This window comes from Ligilactobacillus salitolerans (assembly GCF_003864415.1).
In the GTDB taxonomy this organism is placed as follows: Bacteria; Bacillota; Bacilli; order Lactobacillales; family Lactobacillaceae; genus Ligilactobacillus; species Ligilactobacillus salitolerans.
This window is the reverse complement of sequence record NZ_BFFP01000140.1, coordinates 1-313: the sequence shown is the minus strand read 5'-3', so window position 1 is coordinate 313 and position 313 is coordinate 1. Positions and strand designations below refer to the sequence as shown.

Annotated in this window: 1 protein-coding gene; it reads left to right on the top strand. The window is 51.8% G+C overall.

Annotated features, from left to right (window positions below; translation table 11 throughout):
* Positions 1-313: sortase family protein (locus LFYK43_RS12405; protein WP_501161721.1), on the top strand; the 313-nt coding region annotated here is incomplete at both ends.

Sequence of the window (313 nt, the reverse complement as noted above, 5' to 3'; positions counted from 1 at the left end):
GACGAGCCAGCAGATCCACTTATCTTGGAATAAGCGGCAAGAGATCCGCCGTCAAATGATGCGGCAGACACAAGCTCAGCGGGGCTTGACCAAGCAGGGCTATGTGAGTATCCCTCGGGTCCAGATCTTACAGCCGATTTTTAATGATGCCTATTCTAAAAAAGGGCTCGCAGCCGGGGCGGATTATGCTAATCGCAGTCAAGCTGATCCTCAGGGCAAGCTCAAGCCGCGCATGGGGCAGGGAAATTATGGACTAGCCAGTCATAACTTTTACGATGGCAAGACTGGGTTTAGCCCGTTGCAGGAAAATTTG